Consider the following 17,636-nt stretch of genomic DNA (forward strand, 5'->3'; position numbering starts at 1 on the left):
CTGCTAGTCTTGCTGGCGTCGAATACCTATAACCAGAGTCGACATGCTAGGGCGCTTTTTCTTCCTCTGCAGTCTATGGATGGCTGCGGGGCCGGCTGCGGCCGTGACCATCTACAAGTACGTCGACGCCAATGGCGTGGTCACCTACACGGACAAGGCCGTGGCGGGTGCGCAGGTGTTCGTCTTCCGCGACCGCATGGTCGAGCACCTGGAGCAGCAGGTGAAGCTGCAGACGCTCAGGCACGACGGCTTCGAAACCCTGCAGGTGCGCAACGACCTCTACGCCCCGGTGGAAGTGGAGCTGAGCGTGAGCGCCGCGCAGAACGCCGTGGGCGTGCCGGAGAAGCCGATCCGCTGGGTGCTGGCGCCGCGCAGCGCCATCCGCCTGGCCACGCTGAGCCCGCGCGACGCGTCGCGGCCGATGCAGTACAAGCCCAAGCTGCGCTACGCCCTGGGCGACCCGCGCCTGCAACCGGTGCCCTACGATTATCCGCTGCCCTGGCGTGGCGGGCCCTTCCGCCTGAGCCAGGGCGCCAACGGCAAGTACAGCCACTTCACCCCCAAGAGCCGCTACGCGCTGGACATCGCCATGCCCGAGGGTACGCCCATCGTGGCCGCCCGCGGCGGCACCGTGGTGAAGGTGGAGAACGCCCAGAGCGGGCGCGGCAACAACCCCTCCGGCAACTTCGTGCGCATCCTCCACGACGACGGCACCATGGGCGTCTACCTGCACCTGATGCGCGGCTCGGTGCTGGTCAGCGAGGGCCAGCGCGTCGGCGTCGGCACGCCCCTGGCGCGCTCGGGCAACACCGGCAACAGCAGCGGTCCGCACCTGCACTTCGTGGTGCAGCGCAACGTCGGCCTGGCGCTGGAATCCATCCCCTACGACTTCGCCCAGCCGGTGGGCACCCTGCCGAACTTCGCGGTGGTCAAGGAATAGCCAGCTTCCCGGCGAAGGCCGCGCGCAGGTCGGTGGTCGGCGGCGGGGCGAAGCGCAGGCGTTCGCCCACGCCGCGCAGGTAATTCTCCAGGCAGGCGCAGGCGCGCTCCGCGTCGCCTTCAGCCAGGGCTTCGAGCATCTCGGCCTGTTGCCGGCAGCTGTCCGCGGTATGGGCCTGGCCGCGGCCCAGGGCAATGCTCACGGCCAGGCGCTCCAGCAGCGGCCCCAGCAGATCGGGCAACAGGGGATTGGCCGACAGCTGGGCCAGGCGCAGGTGCAGGTTCCGGGCCCATTCCTGGGCGCCCAGCGCGTCGTCCGCCGCCAGGCAGCGGCGCTGGGTGGCGAGCATTTCCCGCAGTTCCGCCAGGTTTTGCCCGTCCAGCCTTCCGGCCAGGCGCCGGAGCATGTCGCTTTCCAGCAGCAGGCGGGTTTCCAGCAGTTGGCGCAGGCGCTGCGGATCGGGGCGGGCGACGCTGGCGATGCGCCGTGGCGCCAGTTCCACCGCGCCTTCCCGGGCCAGGCGCTGCAGGGCGCGGCGCACGCTGCTGGGGCCGGCGTGGAAGATCCGCCCGAGGGTTTCCTGGCTGAGCGGCGCGGCCGGCCGCAGGCGCCGCGAGAGGATGGCGGCGTGCAGGTCCTCGTAGATCCGCTGGGCCTGGCCGCGGCGGCGCGGGCCGGTTTCGCCGTTCATCGCCCGGTCCCCGCTTCCGGCACGCGCAGCGCCAGGTTCAGGCGCAGGCCTTCGTTGAGGATGTGCTGGCGCATGGCCTGGCTGGCGCCTTCGCTGTCATGCTGGCGGATGGCGCGGACGATGGCCTCGTGCTCGGCCAGCAGTTCCTCGGCGTGGGCGGCGTTGCGCTGGATGAGGTGGTCGCTCTGCTCCAGGGCGCCGGCGATCTGCTGCGAGACGCTGAGGAAGATCGGGTTGGAGGTCAGCGCCACCAGCTTGCGGTGGAAGCTGTTGTAGGCCTCGACCACGGCGGCGGCGCGGCCGTCCTCCACCGCTTCGCGCATGTCCAGCAGCAGCAGGCGCAGGCGGCCGAGGGAGTCGCCGTCGATGCTCTGCGCCACCAGCCCGGCGATGAAGGGTTCCAGGGCGTAGCGCAGTTGCAGCACGTCTTCCAGGGTGGCCGTGGCTGGGGCGCGGATCTCGCGCAGGGCGTTTTCGTCACGCTCCAGCACCATCACGCCCTTGCCGGGCAGCGAGCGCACCACGCCGAGGGTCTCCAGCACGGTGATGGCTTCGCGCAGGCTGGGCCGGCTGATTTCCAGCTGCTCGGCCAGTTCGCGCTGGCCCGGCAGCATCTGGCCGGCCGCCCAGCGCCCTTGCTCTATGGTCTCGAGCAGTTTCTGAACCACTGAATTGACCAGTTTGGATGAGGAAAACATGGTTGCTCCTGAGGCAGTTAAGGCGCGCGCCGCGCCTGTTGGAGCGGCGCGCGCGGCGGCTGTCGTCAGCCGCGCAGTTCGCCCTTGCCGGGCGTGGCGACCAGGGTCTTGTTCGCCCCGGGTTCGCCGTTGAGTACCGAACGTGTGCGTTGCAGGTCGATGTCGTTTTCCCAGCGGGCGATGACCACGGTGGCGACGCAGTTGCCGATCAGGTTGGTCAGCGCCCGGCCGATGCCCATGAACCAGTCCACCGAGAGCACCAGCACCAGGCCCGCAGCGGGGATGGCCGGCACCGCGGCGAGGGTGGCGGCGAGGATCACCAGGGCCGAGCCGGGGATGCCGTGGGCGCCCTTGGAGGTCACCAGCGACACCAGCAGGATGGTCAGCAGGTCGCTGATGGCCAGCGGCGTGCCGGTGGCGTGGGCGATGAACACCACCGCCAGGGTCAGGTAGATGGAGAAGCCGTCGAGGTTGAAGGAGTAGCCGGTGGGGATCACCAGGCCCACGGTGGAGCTGCGGATGCCCATGTTCTCCAGCTTGCGCATCACCTGCGGCAGCACGGCGTCGGAAGAGGCGGTGCCGAGGACGATCAGCAGTTCCTCGCGGAAGTAGCGCAGGAACGGCCGCAGGCGCACGCCGCTCAGGCGCAGCACGGTGCCCAGCACCAGGCATACGAAGAGGATGCAGGTGAGGTAGAACACCAGCACCAGCGCGCCCAGGTGGCTCAGCGACTCCAGGCCGTAGCGGCTGGTGGTGAAGGCCACGGCGCCGAACACGCCCAGCGGCGCCAGGCGCACGATCATGCCCATGATGCGGAAGACCACGTGGCTGAACTCGTTGATCAGCCGCGCCACGCCGCTGGCCTGCTCGCCCACCAAGTTCAGGGCGCTGCCGAACAGCACGGCGAACACCAGCACCTGGAGGATGTCGTTGTTGGCGAAGGCACTGAACACCGAAGTGGGAATCAGCCCCATGATGAAGTCCACCGGCCCGTGAATGTCCTTGGTGTGCGCGGCGTAGGTCGCGGCATCGCCGGCGGAGAGGCCGTTCAGGTCGATGTTGGCGCCGTTGCCCAGGCCGCTGCCGTAGGCCACCAGCAGGCCGAGGAGGAGGGCGATGGTGGTGAGGATCTCGAAGTAGACCACCGACTTCAGGCCGATGCGCCCGACCTTCTTCAGGTCGCCGGCGCCGGAGATGCCGTTGACCACCACGCAGAACACGATGAGCGCGATGAGCATCTTGATCAGCTTGATGAAGCCGTCGCCCAGGGGCTTGAGCTGGGACGAAAGCTCCGGCAGGCCGACACCGAACAGCACGCCGAGGGCCAGGCCGAGCACCACTTGCAGGAAGATCGAGCGGGAACAGCGGTGGATGAGCATTGAAGGTCTCCGTTGTCTGCGCCCGTCCGCATCCACGGGGGAGGGCTGAGGCGCGCAGTTATTGTTCTGGTATTACCGGTCAGACCAGTTCAACTTATGCCCATGTGGCGCCGCTGGCAAGAGCGAATGCGGCGATGGGGCGACGAGTGGTTTTGGGGAGTGGCCTTTGAGTAGGACGTGGAAGCTCTAGGACGGAGCTTCCAACGAGCTGCTGGGGGTGGGGATTTTTTAGCGGGCGATGGGGGAGGGCCCGTGGGTGGAACGCAACTGGTCAGGCCGGTGCGTTGGCTATCCCAATCGCGGACGGAGTCCGCTCCTACACCTTCCGACAAACCCAACACCCGTAGGATGGGTTGAGCGAAGCGATACCCATCACCGCAACAGCATGGGTTTCGCAAGCTCAACCCATCCTACGAAAAGCGCCCCGGTGCAGTGGACAAGACGGTCGCTCCTACGAAAGGCGCTTCGGCGCAGTTGGCAGCCGCGTCAGTCCAGCTTGACCACCTTGGCCAGGACGATCTTCGGGCCCTTCATCTTCTTCACGATGATGCGCAGGCCTTCGGCTTCCAGCACTTCTTCCTCTTCCGGCACGCGCTTCAGGGTCTCGTAGACCAGGCCGGCGAGGGTGTCCGCCTCGATGTGGTCGAGGTCGATGCCCAGCAGGCGCTCCAGCTTGAACAGCGGGGTGTCGCCGCGCACCAGCAGCTTGCCCGGCTGGTAGGCGAGGATGCCGCGCTCGGTCTTGCGGTGCTCGTCCTGGATGTCGCCGACCAGCACTTCCAGCACGTCTTCCATGGTCAGGTAGCCGATCACCTTGTGGTCGGCTTCCTCCACCAGGGCGAAGTGCGCGCCGCCCTGGCGGAACTGCTCCAGCAGGCGCGACAGCGGCATGTGCTTGGTCACCAGCTCCAGCGGGTGGGCCAGTTCGTCCAGGTCGATGGTTTCCGGCTGGCTGTCGGTGGTCGCCAGCTCCAGCAGCAGGTCCTTGATGTGCAGCAGGCCGGTGAACTCGCCCTTCTCGGCGTCGAACACCGGGTAGCGGCTGTACTTGTGCCGGCGGATGGTCGCCAGCACGTCGGCCAGCGGCGCGTGGCGCTCCAGGTAGACCAGGTCTTCGCGGGAGTTGGCCCAGTCCACCACTTCCAGCTCGCCCAGTTCCACCGCCGAGGCCAGCACGCGCATGCCCTGGTCGCTGGGGTCCTGGCCGCGGCTGGAGTGCAGGATCAGCTTGAGTTCCTCGCGGCTGTAGTGGTGCTCGTGGTGCGGCCCCGGCTCGCCCTGGCCGGCGATCTTGAGGATGGCGTTGGCGCTGGCGTTGAGCAGCCAGATGGCCGGGTACATCGCCCAGTAGAACAGGTACAGCGGCACCGCGGTCCACAGCGACAGCAGCTCCGGCTTGCGGATCGCCCAGCTCTTGGGCGCCAGCTCGCCGACCACGATGTGCAGGTAGGAGATGATGAAGAAGGCGCTGAAGAAGGACACGCCGCGGATGATTTCCTCGGAGTGCACGCCCACCGCGGCCAGCAGCGGCTCCAGCAGCTCGGCGAAGGCCGGCTCGCCGACCCAGCCCAGGCCCAGGGAGGCCAGGGTGATGCCCAGCTGGCAGGCGGAGAGGTAGGCGTCGAGCTGGTTGTGCACCTTGCGCAGGATGCTGCCGCGCCAGCCGTGCTGCTTGGCGATGGTCTCCACGCGGGTGGCGCGCAGCTTGACCATGGCGAACTCGGCGGCGACGAAGAAGCCGTTGAGCAGGACGAGGAGAAGGGCGAAGAGTACGAGGCCGAAATCGGCGAAATAGGTCAGCAATTCGCTACTGGGGGAAGGGTCCATGGTTCTGTTGGCTGATGAATGAGCGGGTAAGCATGGCGGCAGCGTGCGGCGCTGGCAAGATGACCTTGGTTCAGGCGACCTGCTGCCGCGGGAAGTGGCAGACGAAGCTGCTGCCCTTGCCCGGCACGCTGCTGATGTCCAGGGTGGCGCGGTGGCGGATCAGCACGTGCTTGACGATGGCCAGGCCCAGGCCGGTGCCGCCGGTGCTGGCGTTGCGGCTGGAGTCCACGCGGTAGAAGCGCTCGGTCAGGCGCGGCAGGTGCTTGGGGTCGATGCCGATGCCGCTGTCCTGCACCGACAGGTGCGCGCCCTGCTCGTCGCCCCACCAGCGGATGCGGATTTCGCCGCCCTCGGGGGTGTACTTGACCGCGTTGAACACCAGGTTGGAGAAGGCGCTGCGCAGCTCGGCCTCGCTGCCCTTGAGCTTCACCCTGGGGTCGGCCTCCAGGCTGATGCGGTGCTCGCGGGCGCCGGACAGCGCCTGGGCGTCGTTGCGGATGGCCAGCAGCATCAGGTCCACCGCCACCGGCTTGTTGTCCGCCGGGTAGTCGGTGGCTTCCAGCTTGGCCAGCAGCAGCAGGTCGTTGAGCAGGCCCTGCATGCGCGCGGCCTGCTGCTGCATCTGCTGCAGGGCGCGGGCCCAGCGCGGGTTGATGTTCTCGGCGTTGTCGAGGAAGGTCTCCAGGTAGCCGGCGATCACCGTCAGCGGCGTGCGCAGCTCGTGGGAGACGTTGGCGACGAAGTCCTTGCGCATCTGCTCCAGGCGCTGCACGCGGGTCACGTCGCGGACCAGCATCAGGTGCTCGCCGTTGCCGTAGAGGGTGATCTGGAACTGCAGCAGCAGCTTGTCGTCCACCGGCGAGGGCATGTCCAGCGGCTCCTGGTAGTCGCCGCGGGCGAAGTATTCCTTGAAGCGCGGGTTGCGGATCAGGTTGGTCACCGCCTGGCCGCCGTCCTGCGGGCTCTTCAGGCCGAGCAGGCGTTCGGCGGCGAGGTTCCACCATTCCAGGTTGCCGTCGGCGTCGAGCATGACCACCGCATCGCGCAGCGCCGCGGTGGATTCCTGCATGCGGTCGATCACCGCCTGCAGGCGCCCGCGGGCGCGCTGGTTGCGCCGCTGCAGGTGGTAGATGCTGTCGAACACCTCGCCCCACAGGCCGTAGCCGTCCGGCGGCGGTTCGTCCTCGCGGTGGTTCTTCAGCCATTTGTGCAGGCGCAGCACCTGCCAGAGGGTCCAGCCGAGGTAGACGCCCAGGCAGCCTGCCAGGGTCCAACCGTATTGCCCGCTCACCGCGCCGATCAGCGCGGCGGCGACTATCAACAACAGCAGATGGCGGATCAGGGCGCCACGCCAGTCTTGGTTCACCAGGTCCTTTCCTTGTGAATATCAGGCGCGGGGGGCGCGGTCAGCTCTTGGTGGAGAAACGATAGCCGGTTCCGCGGACCGTCTGCACCAGGTTCTCGTAGACCTCGCCCAGGGCCTTGCGCAGGCGGCGGATGTGCACGTCGACGGTGCGTTCCTCCACGTAGACGTTGCCGCCCCACACCTGGTCCAGCAACTGGCCGCGGGTGTAGGCGCGCTCCTGGTGGGTCATGAAGAACTGCAGCAGGCGGTACTCGGTGGGGCCCATCTCGGCCGGCTTGCCGTCGATGGTGACGCGGTGGCTGATGGGGTCGAGCAGCAGGCCGCCGACCTCGATCGGCGTCTCGCTGTCGCCGGCGCCGGTGCGGCGTAGCACGGCCTTCAGGCGGGCCACCAGCTCGCGCGGCGAGAAGGGCTTGGTGATGTAGTCGTCGGCGCCGACTTCCAGGCCCTGGATCTTGTTGTCCTCCTCGCCCTTGGCGGTGAGCATGATGATCGGGATGCCCTGGGTCATCTCGTCGCGCTTCAGGCGCCGCGCCAGCTCGATGCCGGAGGTGCCCGGCAGCATCCAGTCGAGCAGGATCAGGTCCGGCTTGCGGTCGACGATGGTGGCGTGGGCCTGCTGGGCGTTCTCCGCCTCCAGGCATTCGTAGCCGGCCATCTCCAGGGCCACGGCGATCATCTCGCGGATCGGCGCTTCGTCGTCAACGATGAGGATTGTCTTGCCAACCATGGTCTTGCCTCGGGAATTCTGTACTGCGCCGCATTAGATAACGGAATTATTACAGCGATGTGACGCGGGCATGTTAGCCGAGGCAGGCGCCCGGCGGGGAACGGGGCGCTCTACTATGCTGTCGTGACCGCCCTGTTCCGGGCGGCCCCATGCGCGCCACCGGGGCCGTTGTGACGGCCTGCCCGACCTGCCGCCGTTCCCGCCGCGCCTTCCTTGCGAGTCCTACCTCAGAAGAGGAGATTCACGATGAACTGCAAACACCTGGCGCTGGCCCTGGGCCTGGCGCTGCCGGCCCTGGCCGCGCAGGCAGCGGAACCGGCGATGACCAAGAACGGCATGCTGGTCGATGCCAAGGGCATGACGCTGTACACCTTCGACAAGGACAGCGGCGGCAAGTCGGTGTGCAACGACAAGTGCGCGCAGAACTGGCCGCCCCTGGCCGCCGAGACCGGCGCCATGGCCAGCGGCGACTGGAGCGTGATCACCCGCGACGACGGCACCCAGCAATGGGCCTACAAGGGCAAGCCGCTGTACACCTTCGTCCAGGACAAGGCCGCGGGCGAAGTGAAGGGCGACGGCAAGATGAACGCCTGGCACATCGCCAAGCCGTGATACGGAAGGGATCCGTGTAGCGGGCCCTGCCCGCGATTCGCGCGCAGGGCGCGCTCCTACAGGGAGCCGTTTCTTGCCCGTAGGGTAGGCGCCCGGATCAGCGCAGCGCGTAATCCACCACGGTGCCGACGAAGATCGCCAGGCCCGCCCAGTGGTTGTGCAGGAATGCCTTGAAGCAGGCCTGCGGGTCGCGGTCGCGGGTGGAGTGGAATTCCCAGGCGAAGCAGCCGGCGGCCACCGCCAGGCCGGCGTAGAACCACAGGCCCATGTGCAGCTTGCCGGCGGCCAGCACCAGCAGCAGGAGCATCAGGCCCTGCAGCGTCAGGTTGATCACCCGGTCGGCGTCGCCGAAGAGGATGGCGGTGGATTTCACCCCGATCTTCAGGTCGTCCTCGCGGTCGGTCATGGCGTAGTAGGTGTCGTAGGCCACCGTCCACAGCACGTTGGCGAAGAACAGCAGCCAGGCCGCGGCCGGCAGGGTGCCGCTGGCGGCGGTGAAGGCCATGGGGATGCCCCAGGAGAAGGCCGCGCCCAGCACCACCTGCGGGTAGTAGGTGTAGCGCTTCATGAAGGGATAGAGCGCGGCGATGGCGGCGCCGCCGAAGGACAGCCAGATGGTCTGCTCGTTGGTGCACAGCACCAGCACGAAGCTGCTGGCCAGCAGGGCGAAGAAGGCGATCCAGGCCTCGCTCACGCTGATCTTGCCGGTGGCCAGGGGGCGGGCCTTGGTGCGCGCCACGTGGCCGTCGAAGTCGCGGTCGGCGAAGTCGTTGATCACGCAGCCGGCGGCGCGCATCAGCACGGTGCCGAGGACGAAGATCACCAGGTTCTTCAGGCTGGGCAGGCCGCCGCTGGCCATCCACAGCGCCCACAGCGTCGGCCACAGCAGCAGGTAGATGCCGATGGGCTTGTCCATGCGCGTCAGCAGGATGAAGTCCCAGGCGCGGGGGTGCAGGCGGGCGAGGGGTTTGATCAGGGCGGCGAACATGGCGGGCTCCGGCGGTCGACCGGAGGGATTATACGGCCTCGACTCCGGCTGCGCGCCACAGGCGCGGCAGGAACACCTCGGCCACCAGCACGCCCAGGCGCTCGCGGCGGAAGCACGAGCGGCGGCCCCAGAGCAGCGCGCGGCGCACCTCCAGGGGCAGGAAGGGCGCGGGGTACAGGCACACCTCGATGACGTCGCGGCGGAAGGCGCTGTCGCTGAACAGCAGCTCGCCCAGGGAGCGGCTGCCGAGCTGCGCCAGGTCGAAGCCCGAGGCCTCCAGGGCCGAGCGGGGCGCCACGCTGCGGGCGAAGACCCACGGCTGGCCGTGGCCGCGCAGGTAGACCTCGCGCACCCAGCCCTGGCTGTGGCTGGGCACGCCCAGCGCCTTGCATTCGTCGTCGCGCAGCACCTGCCAGCCTTCGGCCAGCGGTTCGACGCTGAAGGCGCCTTCGGCGAGGGCGGTGAGGCGGCGGGTCAGGGAGCCCTGGTCGAACAGCCAGTCGTGCACGGCGGGCTCGACGTTGGCCGGCAACTGGTCTTCGTTGAGCCAGTTCGGCAGAGGTACGGAAAGGTCGGACACGGGAATTCAACGCTGACGTAGGACCGCCGCAGGGTACCACGGAACGCCGATCGTTAGCCTGCGACCTATCGCCCCGAGCCCCGCCCGCGGCTCATTCCCAGCCCTGCAGGCGCATGGTGGCGCGGACCAGGCGCTGCTCCTCCTGCTCGATCTCGCGCAGGTTGTCGCGGATGCTGTGGATATGTTCGCGGGCGGCGCGCTGGGCCTGGTCCGGCAGGCGCTCGGCGATGGCGTTGTACAGGCGCGTGTGCTGGCGGTCGATCTGCCGCTTCTGCACCGGCCGGTGGTAGAGGTTGTTCACCGAGGCGAACACGGTGCTGAGCATCAGTTCGCTGAGCGACTGCAGGGTGTGCACCAGCACCGGGTTGTGCGAGGCCTCGCTGATGGCGCGGTGGAAGGCGTGGTCGCGGCGGGCGTGTTCGCGCGGGTCCGGCGGCGGCGTCTCGCTCTGCGCCAGCAGCATCTCCTCGTAGCGGCGCTTGAGCAGGATCAGGTCGGCGTCGGTGGCGCGCAGCGCGGCCAGGCGCGCGGATTCGCCCTCCAGCAGGGCGCGCACCTCCAGCAGGTCGTAGAGGGTGCGCGGCTGCGAGGCGAACAGATGCATCAGCGGCGTGGCGTCGTTGGCCCGGCTGAGGTCGGCGACGAAGGAGCCGCGGCCCTGCTCGGTGTCGATGATGCCGCGCCCGCGGAGGATGCGCAGGCCCTCGCGCAGCGCCGAGCGCGAGCAGCCGAGCTTGTCCACCAGGCGCCGCTCCGAGGGCAGCGCCTGGCCGACCTTGAGCACGCCGTCGACGATCAGCCGCTCGATGCGCTCGGCCACCTGGTCGGCTACCCGGGCGCGGGTGGCCGTGCTTTCGCCTTCCATTCGTCCTCCAACTGGTCCTACCAGTTCGAATGCCTGGCGCCACTGTAGAACACCCTGAGCGCTTTGATAAGGCCGCTGAGCGGCGTCTTGACCGAAAGTCCAGGGACTAAACTGGTAGGACCAGTGCTGCGGCAACTGGACGCAGCCCCGCCCGGCGGTCCAGTCTGCGCCGACCTGAGACCCGTCAGTCCAGCAGCCACCCGGCCCGCCGGGCGGCGCCACCCATAAGAAAAACCACCATGTGAGACCCGATGAACATCCTCTACGATGAGCGCCTCGACGGCGCACTGCCGAAGGTGGACAAGGCCGCGCTGCTCGCCGAACTGCGCGCCGCGCTGCCGGACCTGGAGATCCTCCACGAGGCCGAGGACCTGCGCCCCTACGAGTGCGACGGCCTCTCCGCCTACCGCAGCACGCCGATGCTGGTGGTGCTGCCCGAACACGTCGAGCAGGTGCAGAGCCTGCTGCGCCTGTGCCACCGCATGCAGGTGCCGGTGGTCGCCCGCGGCGCCGGCACCGGGCTGTCCGGCGGCGCACTGCCGCTGGAGCAGGGCGTGCTGCTGGTGATGGCGCGCTTCAAGCGCATCCTCGAAGTGAACCCCGAAGGCCGCTACGCCCGGGTGCAGCCCGGCGTGCGCAACCTGGCCATCTCCCTGGCCGCCGCGCCCCACGGCCTGTACTACGCGCCGGACCCGTCCTCGCAGATCGCCTGTTCCATCGGCGGCAACGTCGCCGAGAACGCCGGCGGCGTGCACTGCCTGAAGTACGGGCTGACCGTGCACAACCTGCTCAAGGTGGAAATCCTCACCGTCGACGGCGAGCGCCTGACCCTCGGCTCCGACGCCCTCGACAGCCCCGGCTTCGACCTGCTGGCGCTGTTCACCGGCTCCGAAGGCATGCTCGGCGTGGTGGTCGAGGTGACCGTCAAGCTGCTGCCCAAGCCGCAGGTGGCCAAGGTGCTGATGGCCAGCTTCGACGACGTCGAGAAGGCCGGCCGCGCGGTGGGCGACATCATCGCCGAGGGCATCATCCCCGGTGGCCTGGAGATGATGGACAACCTGTCGATCCGCGCCGCCGAGGACTTCATCCACGCCGGCTACCCGGTGGACGCCGCGGCCATCCTGCTGTGCGAGCTGGACGGCGTGGAGTCCGACGTGCACGAGGACTGCGAGCGCGTCGACGCCGTGCTGCGCAAGGCCGGCGCCACCGACGTGCGCCTGGCCCGCGACGAGGAGGAACGCGCCAAGTTCTGGGCCGGGCGCAAGAACGCCTTCCCGGCGGTGGGGCGCATCTCCCCGGACTACTACTGCATGGACGGCACCATCCCGCGCCGCGAGCTGCCGCGGGTGCTCAACGGTATCGCCGAGCTGTCCGACGAGTACGGCCTGCGCGTGGCCAACGTGTTCCACGCCGGCGACGGCAACATGCACCCGCTGATCCTCTTCGATGCCAACGTCCCCGGCGAACTGGAGCGCGCCGAAGCCCTGGGCGGGAAGATCCTCGAACTCTGCGTGGCGGTGGGCGGCAGCATCACCGGCGAGCACGGCGTGGGCCGCGAGAAGATCAACCAGATGTGCGCCCAGTTCAACAGCGACGAGCTGACGCTGTTCCACGCGGTGAAGGCCGCTTTCGACCCGCAGGGCCTGCTCAACCCGGGCAAGAACATCCCGACCCTGCACCGCTGCGCCGAATTCGGCGCCATGCACATTCACCATGGCCAATTGCCGTTCCCGGAACTGGAGCGCTTCTGATGGACAAACAGCACTTCGATCCCCGGGCCGGCCACGACCGCAGCGCCGAACTGCTCGAACAGGTGCGCCAGGCCCTGGCGGAAAAGACCGCCCTGGCCATCCGCGGCGGCTCCAGCAAGGCCTTCCTCGGCCGCTGGGTGGAGGCCCGCCCGCTGGACGTGGCCGGGCACACCGGCATCGTCTCCTACGACCCCACCGAACTGGTGATCACCGCCCGCGCCGGCACCCCGCTGCGCGAGCTGAACGCCGCACTGGACAGCGCCGGGCAGATGCTCGCCTGCGAGGCGCCCTGCTTCGGCGAAAACGCCACGGTCGGCGGCATGCTCGCCGCCGGGCTGTCCGGCCCGCGCCGGCCCTGGGCTGGCGCGGTGCGCGACTTCGTCCTCGGCACCCGGCTGATCAGCGGCCTGGGCACCCACCTGCGCTTCGGCGGCGAGGTGATGAAGAACGTCGCTGGCTACGACCTGTCGCGCTTGCTGGCCGGCAGCTTCGGCTGCCTGGGCGTGATCACCGAGGCCTCGTTCAAGGTCCTGCCCAAGCCGCGCTGCCGCATCAGCCTGCGCCAGGCAATCCCCCTGGAGCGCGCCCTGCTGCGCCTCGGCGAGTGGGGCCAGCAGCCGCTGCCGTTGAGCGCTGCCGCCCATGACGGCGAGCACCTATACCTGCGCTTCGAGGGCAACGAGGGCTCGGTGCGCGCCGCCTGCGACCGCATCGGCGGTGACGCCCTGGATGACGCCTGGTGGGACGACCTGCGCGAACAGCGCCTGGACTTCTTCCGCGACCCGCGGCCGCTCTGGCGCCTGTCGCTGCCGGCGCTCAGCGCGCCGCTGGCGCTGCCCGGCGAGCAGCTGCTGGACTGGGGCGGCGCGCAGCGCTGGCTGAAGTCCGAGGCCAGCGCCACGGAAATCCGCCAGGCCGTGAGCGCCGTCGGCGGCCACGCCAGCTGCTTCACCCCGGGCCACGTCGACGAGCCGCTGCACCCGCTGCCGGCGCCCCTGCTCAAGCTGCACCGCTCGCTGAAGCGCCAGCTCGACCCGCAGGGCATCTTCAACTCCGGGCGCATGTACGCCGACTTCTGACGCGGATAGACCTATGCAGACCAACCTGAGCGAAGCGGCCAAACGCCTGGCCCACGCCGAGGAAGCCGAACGCATCCTGCGCAGCTGCGTGCATTGCGGCTTCTGCAACGCCACCTGCCCGACCTACCAGGAGCTGGGCGACGAGCTGGACGGCCCGCGCGGGCGCATCTACCTGATCAAGCAGTTCCTCGAACAGGATGAGGTCAGCGAGAAGACCCAGGAACACCTGGACCGCTGCCTGACCTGCCGCAACTGCGAAACCACCTGCCCTTCCGGCGTGGAGTACCACAAGCTGCTGGACATCGGCCGCGCCGCCATCGAAGTGCGCGTGCCGCGGCCGCTGGGCGAGCGCCTGCTGCGCGGCGGCCTGCGCGCCATAGTGCCGCGCCCGGCGCTGTTCAAGGCGCTGGTGAACACCGGCGAGGCGTTGCGGCCGATCCTTCCCGTGGCCCTGCGCAGCCACTTGCCGCGGGCCATCGCCCCGGCCGGCGTGCGCCCGGCCCAGCGCCACAAGCGCCGCGTGCTGATGCTCGAAGGCTGCGTGCAGCCGGCGCTGTCGCCCAACACCAATTCGGCCACCGCGCGGGTGCTGGACCGCCTCGGTATCAGCATCACCGCGGCGGCCCAGGCCGGCTGCTGCGGCGCCGTGGACTACCACCTCAACGCCCAGGACACCGGCCTGGAGCGCGCCCGGCGCAACATCGACGCCTGGTGGCCGGCCATCGAGAACGGCGCCGAGGCTATCGTGCAGACGGCCAGCGGCTGCGGCGCCTTCGTCAAGGAATACGGCTACCTGCTGCGCGACGACCCGCAGTACGCGGCCAAGGCCAGGCGCGTCAGCGAACTGGCCAAGGACCTGGTGGAAGTGATCCGCGCCGAACCGCTGGAAAGCCTCGGCCTGAACTGCGACCAGACCCTCGCCTTCCACTGCCCCTGCACCCTGCAGCACGCGCAGAAGCTCGGCGGCGCCGTCGAGGCGGTGCTCAAGCGCCTGGGCTTCAACCTCACCGCGGTGCCGGACAGCCACCTCTGCTGCGGCTCGGCCGGCACCTATTCACTGACCCAGCCGGAACTCTCGCACAAGCTGCGCGACAACAAGCTGGACGCCCTGGAAAGCGGTCGGCCCGACCTGATCGCTACCGCCAACATCGGCTGCCAGACCCACCTCGACGGCGCCGGACGCACCCCCGTCCGACACTGGATCGAACTGGTCGACCACGCCCTCAGCACCGGAAACTGACGCCATGCAAAGCAAAGCCGTACTCACCCAGCAAGAAGTCACCCGCATCCTCGCCGCCGCCCGCGCCGAGGCCCAGGCCAACCAATGGGCGGTGGCCATCGTGGTCGTGGACGATGGCGGCCACCCGCTGGCGCTGGAGCGCCTGGATGGCTGTGCGCCGGTCGGCGCCTACATCGCCACCGAGAAGGCCCGCAGCGCCGCCCTGGGCCGCCGCGAAACGCGCCTGTACGAAGAAATGATCAACAACGGCCGCACCGCCTTCCTCTCCGCCCCCGTGCTGCAGGGCACCCTGGAAGGCGGCGTGCCGGTCATCCATGACGGCCAGGTGATCGGCGCGGTGGGTGTCTCCGGCGTGCAGGCCGCGCAGGATGCCCAGGTGGCCAAGGCCGGCGTGGCCGCGCTCTAAGCACTCGACGAAACACAGGAGAACCTTGCGATGACCCAACGAATCACCCGCCAGCGCCTGCAGGTCGCCGACGTGCTGCAACGCTTCATCGAGGAAGAAGCCCTGCCGGGCACCGGCGTGCAGGCCGAGGCCTTCTGGAAGGGCTTCGACGCCCTGGTCCACGAGCTGGCGCCGAAGAACCGCGCGCTGCTCGCCGAGCGCGACCGCCTGCAGACCGAGTTGGACAACTGGCACCGCGCCCACCCGGGCCCGATCCAGGACATGCCGGCCTACCGCGCCTTCCTCGAATCCATCGGCTACCTGCTGCCGGCCCCGGCTTCGGTGCAGGCCAGCACTGCCAACGTCGACAGCGAGATCACCCAGCAGGCCGGCCCGCAGCTGGTGGTGCCGGTGATGAACGCCCGCTACGCGCTGAACGCCGCCAACGCCCGCTGGGGCTCGCTGTACGACGCGCTCTACGGCACCGACGCCATCAGCGAGGACGACGGCGCCGAGAAGGGCAAGGGCTACAACCCGCGCCGCGGCGAGAAGGTCATCGCCTTCGCCCGCGCCTTCCTCGACCAGGCCGCGCCGCTGGCCCAGGGCAGCCACGCCGACGCCAGCGCCTACCGTATCGAGCAGGGCCAGTTGCGCGTGACCCTGGAGGACGGCAGCGTCAGCGGCCTGGCCGAGCCGGCGAAATTCGTCGGCTACCAGGGCGAGCCGCTGTCGCCCAAGGCCGTGCTGCTGAAGAACAACGGCCTGCACTTCGAGATCCAGATCGACCCCACCAGCCCCATCGGCCAGACCGACGCCGCCGGGGTGAAGGACGTGCTGGTCGAGGCTGCGCTGAGCACCATCCTCGACTGCGAGGACTCGGTGGCCGCGGTGGATGCCGAGGACAAGACCCTGGTCTACCGCAACCTGCTGGGCCTGATGAAGGGCGACCTCAGCGAAGCGGTGGAGAAGGGTGGCCAGAGCTTCGTCCGGCGCATGAGCCCGGACCGCCAGTACACCGCCGCCGACGGTTCCAGCCTGACCCTGCACGGCCGCTCGCTGCTGTTCATCCGCAACGTCGGCCACCTGATGACCACCCCGGCGATCCTCGACGAAAGCGGCGCGGAAATCCCCGAGGGCATCATGGACGCGGTGCTGACCGGCCTGGTCGCCATCCACGACCTGCAGCGCAAGGGCAACTCGCGCACCGGCAGCGTCTACATCGTCAAGCCGAAGATGCACGGCCCGGCCGAAGTGGCCTTCGCCGACGAGCTGTTCGGCCGCGTCGAGGACGTCCTCGGCCTGCCGCGCAACACCCTGAAGATGGGCATCATGGACGAGGAGCGGCGCACCAGCGTCAACCTCCAGGCCTGCATAGGCGCCGCCGGCGCGCGGGTGGTGTTCATCAACACCGGCTTCCTCGACCGTACCGGCGACGAAATGCACAGCGCCATGGAAGCCGGCCCGATGCTGCGCAAGGGCGACATGAAGGGCACCAAGTGGATCGCCGCCTACGAGCGCAACAACGTGCTGGTCGGCCTGGCCTGCGGCCTGCGCGGCCGGGCGCAGATCGGCAAGGGCATGTGGGCCATGCCGGACCTGATGGCGGCCATGCTGGAACAGAAGATCGGCCACCCGAAATCCGGCGCCACCACCGCCTGGGTGCCGTCGCCCACCGCCGCCACCCTGCACGCGCTGCACTACCACCAGGTGGACGTGCAGGCGGTACAGGGCGAGTTGCAGAAGGTCGACCTGGCCAGCGTGCGCGACGAACTGCTCGACGACCTGCTGACGATTCCAGTGGCCGCGTCCGCCGACTGGAGCGCCGAGGCGCGCCAGGAAGAGCTGGACAACAACTGCCAGGGCATCCTCGGCTACGTGGTGCGCTGGGTCGAACAGGGCGTGGGCTGCTCCAAGGTGCCGGACATCCATGACGTCGGCCTGATGGAAGACCGCGCAACGCTGCGCATCTCCAGCCAGCACATCGCCAACTGGCTGCACCACGGCGTGGTCGGCGAGGCCCAGGTGCGCGAGACCCTGGAGCGCATGGCCAAGGTGGTCGACCAGCAGAACGCGGGGGATCCGGCCTACTGCCCGATGGCTGCGGACTACCAGGGTTCGGCGGCCTTCCAGGCGGCCAGCGACCTGGTGTTCAAGGGGCGCGAGCAGCCCAGCGGCTACACCGAGCCGCTGCTGCATGCCTGGCGCTTGCGGTACAAGGCGCAACACTGAGTTCGCCCCTGTAGGTGTAGGAGCGAGCTTGCTCGCGAACGGTGCTCACCTGAAATGCCGGTGTTTTGGGGTGGCTCCGCTCCCTCTCCCTGAAGGGAGAGGGGACCGTTCGGCGTGCTTGGATGCTCTGGAGTCAGCCGGCAACACCGAAGGCTTCCATTTGAAACCTTCTTTCTCTCGGCACGGACCAGCCCCCTCTCCCGCTTGCGGGAGAGGGTTGGGGAGAGGGGCTCTTCACGCTCTTGCCTGCCGCCTGCCGCCGCCCTAATGCACACC

Annotated in this window: 16 protein-coding genes; 7 read left to right on the forward strand and 9 right to left on the reverse strand. The window is 68.9% G+C overall.

The genetic code is table 11. The features are described from left to right. The first annotated feature begins 43 nt into the window (after positions 1-43). A complete protein-coding gene (locus tag QSJ95_RS21110; RefSeq protein WP_285645104.1) occupies positions 44-940 on the forward strand; it encodes a peptidoglycan DD-metalloendopeptidase family protein in 897 nt (298 codons plus the stop codon). Here the strand turns inward: QSJ95_RS21110 and QSJ95_RS21115 are convergent. From QSJ95_RS21115 to phoB, 6 genes are all read right to left on the reverse strand, one after another. Continuing rightward, positions 930-1,631 (reverse strand): GntR family transcriptional regulator, encoded by a 702-nt coding sequence (locus QSJ95_RS21115; RefSeq protein ID WP_285645106.1) that lies wholly within the window; start codon positions 1,629-1,631, stop codon positions 930-932. The genes QSJ95_RS21110 and QSJ95_RS21115 overlap by 11 nt on opposite strands. Beyond that, positions 1,628-2,329, reverse strand: a complete 702-nt coding sequence (locus QSJ95_RS21120) for a FadR/GntR family transcriptional regulator (RefSeq protein ID WP_064584893.1) — start codon at positions 2,327-2,329, stop codon at positions 1,628-1,630. Before QSJ95_RS21120 ends, QSJ95_RS21115 begins: the two co-directional genes overlap by 4 nt. Before the next feature lie 65 nt (positions 2,330-2,394). Continuing rightward, a complete protein-coding gene (locus tag QSJ95_RS21125) occupies positions 2,395-3,708 on the reverse strand; it encodes a C4-dicarboxylate transporter DctA (protein ID WP_058072121.1) in 1,314 nt (437 codons plus the stop codon). A gap of 486 nt (positions 3,709-4,194) precedes the next feature. Next, positions 4,195-5,535: a hemolysin family protein gene (locus tag QSJ95_RS21130; protein ID WP_058488024.1), complete on the reverse strand. Its 1,341-nt coding sequence runs from the start codon at positions 5,533-5,535 to the stop codon at positions 4,195-4,197. A 70-nt stretch (positions 5,536-5,605) separates the two neighbouring features. Then, positions 5,606-6,901: a phosphate regulon sensor histidine kinase PhoR gene (gene phoR / locus QSJ95_RS21135; protein WP_285645109.1), complete on the reverse strand. Its 1,296-nt coding sequence runs from the start codon at positions 6,899-6,901 to the stop codon at positions 5,606-5,608. A 40-nt stretch (positions 6,902-6,941) separates the two neighbouring features. Then, positions 6,942-7,631 (reverse strand): phosphate regulon transcriptional regulator PhoB, encoded by a 690-nt coding sequence (gene phoB / locus QSJ95_RS21140; protein ID WP_009614187.1) that lies wholly within the window; start codon positions 7,629-7,631, stop codon positions 6,942-6,944. A gap of 246 nt (positions 7,632-7,877) precedes the next feature. On the opposite strand from phoB, the gene QSJ95_RS21145 reads away from it, so the two are divergent. Further along, complete coding sequence (locus tag QSJ95_RS21145) at positions 7,878-8,243, forward strand: COG4315 family predicted lipoprotein (protein ID WP_058072120.1); 366 nt, start codon at positions 7,878-7,880, stop codon at positions 8,241-8,243. 97 nt (positions 8,244-8,340) lie between these two features. Here QSJ95_RS21145 and ubiA read toward each other — a convergent pair whose 3' ends face one another. The 3 genes from ubiA to glcC all read right to left on the reverse strand — a co-directional run bounded on the left by ubiA (position 8,341) and on the right by glcC (position 10,676). Further along, the gene (ubiA, locus tag QSJ95_RS21150; RefSeq protein ID WP_009614183.1) at positions 8,341-9,231 is read right to left on the reverse strand and encodes a 4-hydroxybenzoate octaprenyltransferase; all 891 of its coding nucleotides are present in this window, start codon (positions 9,229-9,231) and stop codon (positions 8,341-8,343) included. A 28-nt stretch (positions 9,232-9,259) separates the two neighbouring features. After that, entirely contained in the window at positions 9,260-9,817 is a 558-nt protein-coding gene (locus QSJ95_RS21155; protein ID WP_043314995.1) for a chorismate lyase, read from the reverse strand. An 85-nt stretch (positions 9,818-9,902) separates the two neighbouring features. Further along, a complete protein-coding gene (gene glcC / locus QSJ95_RS21160) occupies positions 9,903-10,676 on the reverse strand; it encodes a transcriptional regulator GlcC (RefSeq protein WP_009614181.1) in 774 nt (257 codons plus the stop codon). A 251-nt stretch (positions 10,677-10,927) separates the two neighbouring features. On the opposite strand from glcC, the gene glcD reads away from it, so the two are divergent. From glcD to QSJ95_RS21185, 5 genes are read left to right on the forward strand one after another with little or no spacing between them, the layout of a single operon-like run. After that, on the forward strand, positions 10,928-12,427 hold the full coding sequence (gene glcD / locus QSJ95_RS21165) for a glycolate oxidase subunit GlcD (protein ID WP_064584890.1): 1,500 nt from the start codon (positions 10,928-10,930) through the stop codon (positions 12,425-12,427). Next, positions 12,427-13,506 carry a glycolate oxidase subunit GlcE gene (gene glcE / locus QSJ95_RS21170; RefSeq protein ID WP_069862993.1) on the forward strand — a complete coding sequence of 360 codons (1,080 nt, stop codon included), beginning with the start codon at positions 12,427-12,429 and terminating at the stop codon, positions 13,504-13,506. Before glcD ends, glcE begins: the two co-directional genes overlap by 1 nt. A gap of 13 nt (positions 13,507-13,519) precedes the next feature. After that, complete coding sequence (glcF, locus tag QSJ95_RS21175; protein ID WP_285645110.1) at positions 13,520-14,746, forward strand: glycolate oxidase subunit GlcF; 1,227 nt, start codon at positions 13,520-13,522, stop codon at positions 14,744-14,746. A gap of 4 nt (positions 14,747-14,750) precedes the next feature. Further along, positions 14,751-15,152 carry a heme-binding protein gene (locus QSJ95_RS21180; protein WP_009614175.1) on the forward strand — a complete coding sequence of 134 codons (402 nt, stop codon included), beginning with the start codon at positions 14,751-14,753 and terminating at the stop codon, positions 15,150-15,152. Positions 15,153-15,182: 30 nt separating this feature from the next. Beyond that, complete coding sequence (locus tag QSJ95_RS21185) at positions 15,183-17,360, forward strand: malate synthase G (RefSeq protein ID WP_285645113.1); 2,178 nt, start codon at positions 15,183-15,185, stop codon at positions 17,358-17,360. Positions 17,361-17,636 lie beyond the last annotated feature (276 nt).

It is taken from the genome of Pseudomonas sp. NBRC 100443, from assembly GCF_030268185.1.
Taxonomy (GTDB): Bacteria; Pseudomonadota; Gammaproteobacteria; order Pseudomonadales; family Pseudomonadaceae; genus Pseudomonas; species Pseudomonas citronellolis.

What these genes read in the sequence shown, in the direction of transcription:
- QSJ95_RS21110 (WP_285645104.1), top strand. Translation starts at nt 44, where the DNA reads ATGCTAGGGCGCTTTTTCTTCCTCTGCAGTCTATGGATGGCTGCGGGG.
- QSJ95_RS21115 (WP_285645106.1), bottom strand. Translation starts at nt 1,631, where the DNA reads ATGAACGGCGAAACCGGCCCGCGCCGCCGCGGCCAGGCCCAGCGGATC.
- QSJ95_RS21120 (WP_064584893.1), bottom strand. Translation starts at nt 2,329, where the DNA reads ATGTTTTCCTCATCCAAACTGGTCAATTCAGTGGTTCAGAAACTGCTC.
- QSJ95_RS21125 (WP_058072121.1), bottom strand. Translation starts at nt 3,708, where the DNA reads ATGCTCATCCACCGCTGTTCCCGCTCGATCTTCCTGCAAGTGGTGCTC.
- QSJ95_RS21130 (WP_058488024.1), bottom strand. Translation starts at nt 5,535, where the DNA reads ATGGACCCTTCCCCCAGTAGCGAATTGCTGACCTATTTCGCCGATTTC.
- phoB (WP_009614187.1), bottom strand. Translation starts at nt 7,631, where the DNA reads ATGGTTGGCAAGACAATCCTCATCGTTGACGACGAAGCGCCGATCCGC.
- QSJ95_RS21145 (WP_058072120.1), top strand. Translation starts at nt 7,878, where the DNA reads ATGAACTGCAAACACCTGGCGCTGGCCCTGGGCCTGGCGCTGCCGGCC.
- ubiA (WP_009614183.1), bottom strand. Translation starts at nt 9,231, where the DNA reads ATGTTCGCCGCCCTGATCAAACCCCTCGCCCGCCTGCACCCCCGCGCC.
- glcC (WP_009614181.1), bottom strand. Translation starts at nt 10,676, where the DNA reads ATGGAAGGCGAAAGCACGGCCACCCGCGCCCGGGTAGCCGACCAGGTG.
- glcD (WP_064584890.1), top strand. Translation starts at nt 10,928, where the DNA reads ATGAACATCCTCTACGATGAGCGCCTCGACGGCGCACTGCCGAAGGTG.
- glcE (WP_069862993.1), top strand. Translation starts at nt 12,427, where the DNA reads ATGGACAAACAGCACTTCGATCCCCGGGCCGGCCACGACCGCAGCGCC.
- glcF (WP_285645110.1), top strand. Translation starts at nt 13,520, where the DNA reads ATGCAGACCAACCTGAGCGAAGCGGCCAAACGCCTGGCCCACGCCGAG.
- QSJ95_RS21180 (WP_009614175.1), top strand. Translation starts at nt 14,751, where the DNA reads ATGCAAAGCAAAGCCGTACTCACCCAGCAAGAAGTCACCCGCATCCTC.
- QSJ95_RS21185 (WP_285645113.1), top strand. Translation starts at nt 15,183, where the DNA reads ATGACCCAACGAATCACCCGCCAGCGCCTGCAGGTCGCCGACGTGCTG.